The 4,712-nt window shown below is 63.2% G+C and carries 6 protein-coding genes; 2 read left to right on the forward strand and 4 right to left on the reverse strand.

Going from position 1 to position 4,712, the window contains the following annotated elements; all coding sequences use genetic code 11:
* The 3 genes from O7A61_RS31030 to O7A61_RS31040 all read right to left on the reverse strand — a co-directional run.
* Positions 1–1,065, reverse strand: a 1,065-nt coding sequence (locus tag O7A61_RS31030; protein ID WP_337132997.1) for a PAS domain-containing protein, incomplete at its 3' end; no start/stop codon positions are given.
* A gap of 261 nt (positions 1,066–1,326) precedes the next feature.
* The gene (locus O7A61_RS31035; RefSeq protein ID WP_442921134.1) at positions 1,327–1,827 is read right to left on the reverse strand and encodes a hypothetical protein; all 501 of its coding nucleotides are present in this window, start codon (positions 1,825–1,827) and stop codon (positions 1,327–1,329) included.
* Positions 1,828–1,978: 151 nt separating this feature from the next.
* Positions 1,979–2,305: a DUF1330 domain-containing protein gene (locus tag O7A61_RS31040; protein WP_027141451.1), complete on the reverse strand. Its 327-nt coding sequence runs from the start codon at positions 2,303–2,305 to the stop codon at positions 1,979–1,981.
* A gap of 175 nt (positions 2,306–2,480) precedes the next feature.
* Between O7A61_RS31040 and O7A61_RS31045 the strand changes: the two genes are divergently transcribed.
* Entirely contained in the window at positions 2,481–3,173 is a 693-nt protein-coding gene (locus tag O7A61_RS31045; RefSeq protein WP_027141450.1) for a winged helix-turn-helix transcriptional regulator, read from the forward strand.
* 136 nt (positions 3,174–3,309) lie between these two features.
* Here O7A61_RS31045 and O7A61_RS31050 read toward each other — a convergent pair whose 3' ends face one another.
* Positions 3,310–3,708 carry a helix-turn-helix domain-containing protein gene (locus tag O7A61_RS31050; protein WP_337133000.1) on the reverse strand — a complete coding sequence of 133 codons (399 nt, stop codon included), beginning with the start codon at positions 3,706–3,708 and terminating at the stop codon, positions 3,310–3,312.
* A 229-nt stretch (positions 3,709–3,937) separates the two neighbouring features.
* Between O7A61_RS31050 and O7A61_RS31055 the strand changes: the two genes are divergently transcribed.
* A partial coding sequence (locus O7A61_RS31055) for a bifunctional transcriptional activator/DNA repair enzyme AdaA (protein WP_337132999.1) occupies positions 3,938–4,712 on the forward strand: 775 nt, incomplete at its 3' end.

The following is a 4,712-nucleotide window of genomic DNA, read 5'->3' on the forward strand; positions in this document are numbered from 1 at the left end:
GTCGCAATCGGGCACCATCAGCGCGAACTCGTCGCCGCCGAGCCGCGCCGCATGCGCCGACGGCGGCAAGCAACGGCCAATACCCGCCGCGACGCTCTTCAGCGCCAGATCGCCCGCGGCATGGCCGGCGAAATCGTTGAGCGCCTTGAAGTAGTCGAGGTCGATGTAGAACACCGCCAGAGACGCGCCGGTGGCGATGTGGTCGGCGAGCAACCTGTCGAAGGCGGTGCGATTCCAGAGTCCGGTCAATGCGTCGTGGCGGGCGGCGAAGGCCAGTTCCTGTTCGCGCACCTTGTCCTCGGTGATGTCGCGCACCGTGCCGAGGATCTGACCGGCGGCACCGGCGGCGGAGATGAAACGCAGCAGTGATTCGACATGGCGGATCTGGCCGTCGCGCTTGATAATGCGGTACTGCGCGGCGATGACGCCGTCGGCTTCCAACGGCACCCTGTGGGCGCGTTCGGCGGCGTCCTTGTCGTCGGGATGCAGGTAGCTGTGCCAGAGATCGGCCGTCACCTCATCGGTCACGGCGACGAGGCCGAATATCTCCCTTGTGCGCGCGTCCCAATAGCTCTTGTTGGTGGCGATGTCGTAGTGCCAGATGCCGCTGCCGCTGGCGGCGAGCGCCAGGCGAAAGCGGATATTGACCTGTTCGAGCGCGGCTTCGGCCGCCTTCTGCTTCGAGATGTCGGTCTGCACGCCCATCAGCCTGAGCGGCTTGCCGTCGGCGTCGCGCTCGACGATGCCGCCGCGGTCGAGCACCCATATCCAATGGCCCTGCTTGTGCTTGAGCCTGAGTTCGGTCTCGATTGCGTCGGTCAGCCCGGCAATGTGGCGGTCGCCGCTGGCCAGCGCCCGTTCCCGGTCATCGGGATGGGTCAGTTGCAGCCACAGGTCGCTGGCATTGGCGAGTTCGTCCTCCTCGTAACCCAGCATCCGCGCCCAGGTCGCCGAATAGAAGCAGTCGCCGGTGCGAAGATTCCAGTCCCAGACGCCAAGATCGGCGCTCTCCAGGGCCTTGGCCCAGAACGCGCCGTTGCGACTTTTCTTGCCGTGACCCGCCATCGTCCGTTTCGCCTGCTCCACCCGGCCCGCAATCTGCCGCAAAACCAGAGAAGAAACAGTTACCGGGCAGCGGAGGGGTCGGAATGTCGGCTCGATCGCCTGGACAGCGATGCCCTCTTCGATCGCGGCGGAGGCGCGGCCTGTCTGGCTTCGTCCAAGGCAGCAAGAGCCGTCTGCTACGGCTGCATCGCTGATTTCATGGGGTCGACAGGAACTTCGGTACAATGGCCAGGCGGCATTGGCGCCGCCTGGCGATGCCGGTTACTGGCTCGGCGCCATCGCGTGCTCGCATGACACTTTCGGGTTCATGTCGGCGAATGTGCCGGTCGGGTTGCCTTTCCAGGCCCAGACATGCAGCTCGTAGAATTCACCCAGGCCATAGCGGTTGGGCGCGCTGTTGAAGTTGAACAGCTGTCCCTCGAGCGACGCCGGCCCCTTCGAGGTGATGTATTCGACCGCCACCAGCTTCAGCGTGCCGTCGGCCATCGGCTCGTACATCACCGCTTCGGGACGGGCGACGTCGATCTTGTCGTCCTTCAGATACCCGCCATTGACATAGTGGATGCCCATGGCGCCGCCGGTGAAGCCGCTGGCGCAGGGAATAGGCGCATAGCCTTCCGCCGTCGCAGCCTTGACGTCGAGGAACCGGCTGTTGGCGGCCCGCACCTTCTCGGCCAGCGGACTGGCATCCGGCGCGCCCGCCGCCGCCTCCTGATGCGCCTGGGCAAAGGTCGTGCAGGCGGCCAGCATGGCCCCCGCCATGAGAAGCCCGTTGCGAAAGTTTGATTTCATATCCATTCCATTCCTGTTGAAAAAGCACGGCTGGCCGGCCGCCGGCAATACGGCGGCGCGACGGGCAAGCGCCGTATCTGTTGCTGCTTGGAGATCCCGAAAACGACGCGGCGAATGCCGGTCACCCCTTCGGCAGATACGGGATCGTTCCGGCCAGATCGGTGTCGTCGATCAGCTGGAAACGGCTGTCGCTGCCGTCCTGACGGGCCGAAACGAAAGGCGCATACGCCGGATCGTTGGTGAAGGCGCGCGCCGCGGCTTCCGACGGGAAAGCCATCAGGGCGATCAGCGTCGTATCGAGCGGCATGCCTTCAAGCGTCTTCACATTGCCGCTGCGCGACAGATATTTGCCGCCATGCTTGTGGACGAGGTCGTGCACCGAGGCGGCATAGGCCGGGACCCATTTCGGATCTCTCATCTTGATGTCGGCGATAACGTAAGCAGTCATTGTGGTCTCCTGGTTGCGGCGCACAGGGGTATCCCGTGCACCGGCCAAAGGGCTCGCATGGCAAGGCCCACGCCAGCCAGTCCGCGATCTGTACTGGGCCGGTACAGTTTCTGTACTCGCCGCCTCAATCGCGAAGGGCTAATGTTCTCCCAAGGTTCGAGGGAGAGGCACAGCCATGACCCAGCACGGATACAAACAGTTCTGCCCGCTATCGATGGCCGCCGAGGTGCTGTGCACCCGCTGGACGATGGTGCTGATGCGCGAGCTCGTGGCGGGTTCGACCCGCTTCAACGACCTGCGCCGCGGCGTGCCCAAAATGTCGCCGACCCTTCTGTCGCAACGGCTGAAGGAGCTTGAGCTGGCGGGGATCGTCGAGCGCAAGGAGGTCCAGGGAGAAAAAGGCATTTTCGACTACCGGCTGACCGAGGCCGGCCGCGATCTGCGCCCGGTCGTCGAGGCGATGGGCTTTTGGGGTCAGAAATGGGTCGAGTCCCGGCTGTCCCTCAAGAACCTCGATCCGTCGCTGCTGATGTGGGATATGCGGCGCAACCTGAACCCCTCGCCGCTGCCCGAGGGACGCACGGTGATACAATTTCTGTATCAGGAGCTCCCCGCCTCCAAACGCTCCTGGTGGCTGATCGTCGAAAAACACGGTGAAGTCGACCTGTGCTGGTACGATCCGGGCTTCGACGTCGACCTCTATGTCTCGACCGACCTGCACACGATGACGGCGATCTGGATGGGAGTGCTCACCGTCGAAAAGGCCGGCGCGAAGGTCGTCCTGACCGGCGACCAGGCCATCGGCAGGCAAATGCAGACCTGGCTCGGCCTCAGCCCGTTCGCGGTGGAGCCCAAACGCGCGGCGTAGGAGCCGATGCTGTCGGCAAGCGCGTGGAGAAGGCCCATGCATGTCGCCCAAAACTGACCTCGGTTTTGGGACAACGACATGCATAAAAACAAAGACCTAAAGCGCTTCGCATGCATCCGTTTCGCCGCGACGCGCTTTAGGCGCGCTTGCCGCCCCTTTCATTTGCGAGGTGATAGGGTTGCACGAGAATTTCGGCGGGAATGTTCCATTCCTTGTTCAGTTTGAAGATCATGTCGAGGGTAAGGGCGCGCTTTCTGTTCAGCACCTCGGTCGCCCGAGGCGACGATCCGATCACCTCGGCCAAAGCCTTTCGCGGCAGGTTGAACAATTGCATGTGCGAATGAATGGCTTCCACGGGATCGGGCGCTTGAATTGGGTAGTGCTTTTCCTCATAAGCCTCGATCAGAGTTGCGAGAACGTCGAAGCGATCACCGTCGGGAGAGCCGATCTCCGGCTCATTCTCGAAGTATTTGGTGATTTCGGCGATCGCCCAATCGTAATCGGCTTCGGTCTTAATGGGTCGAATGTTTTCCATCACACCTTCTCCGGATCAATCTTGTCGTTCTTTGCCCGAGTTGGGAGGGAAATTGGGTGTATCTCGGTTTGAAATCAGATCGTTTGCCAAAGCGCCCATTCAAGGCACCAGAAATTATAGAGCATTCCGGTCTCCCCACCAAAACGTCACGAACATTGATCAAGCTTTCCTTCCTGACAGTTGGCAGGAAACGGGTGGCGAGGCCGGCTTTTGGCGGCTTCAATGCACCATGTTCATCACCCTGGCCAAACATCTGCAACCCGCGCCGCTGCCGGTGGCCCACGATCCGCGCTGGGCGCGCATCGTGGCACGCGACAAGTCGGCCGACGGGAAATTCTGGTATTCGGTGGCGACGACCGGCGTCTATTGCCGGCCGTCTTGTCCGTCGCGGCGCGCCAACCCCGCCAATGTCCAATTGCACGACACTTTACAGGCGGCGAAGGCGACAGGCTTTCGCCCATGCCGGCGCTGCAATCCGGACAGCCCTTCGCTCGAGGCCGCCAACGCCGCGATGGTCGCCGATGCGTGCCGCAGGATCGAGGCGAGCGAGGCGGAACCGTCGCTCGCCGAACTGGCTGATGCCGCCGGCCGCAGCCCCGGCTATTTCCATCGCGTTTTCAAGGCGGTCACCGGGCTGACGCCGAAAGACTATGCAGCGGCCCAGCGTGCCGCCAGGGTCCGCCAGGGCCGCCTGGAAGATGGCGTCAGCGTGACATCGGCGATCTACGATGCCGGCTTCAATTCGAGCGGGCGTTTCTACGAAAAATCGACCGGCATGCTCGGCATGACGCCGACGCGCTATCGCGCCGGCGGCGCCAATGAGGAGATCCGTTTCGCCGTCGGCGAAACGTCGCTCGGCACCATCCTGGTCGCCTCGAGCCGCAAGGGCGTCGCCTCGATCCTGCTTGGCCAGGATCCCGACGCGCTGGTGCGCGACCTGCAGGACCGTTTCCCCAAGGCACGGCTGGTCGGCGGCGACAGCGACTACGAGGCGCTGGTCGCCC

This window comes from Mesorhizobium sp. Cs1321R2N1 (assembly GCF_037179725.1).
GTDB lineage: Bacteria > Pseudomonadota > Alphaproteobacteria > Rhizobiales > Rhizobiaceae > Mesorhizobium > Mesorhizobium salmacidum.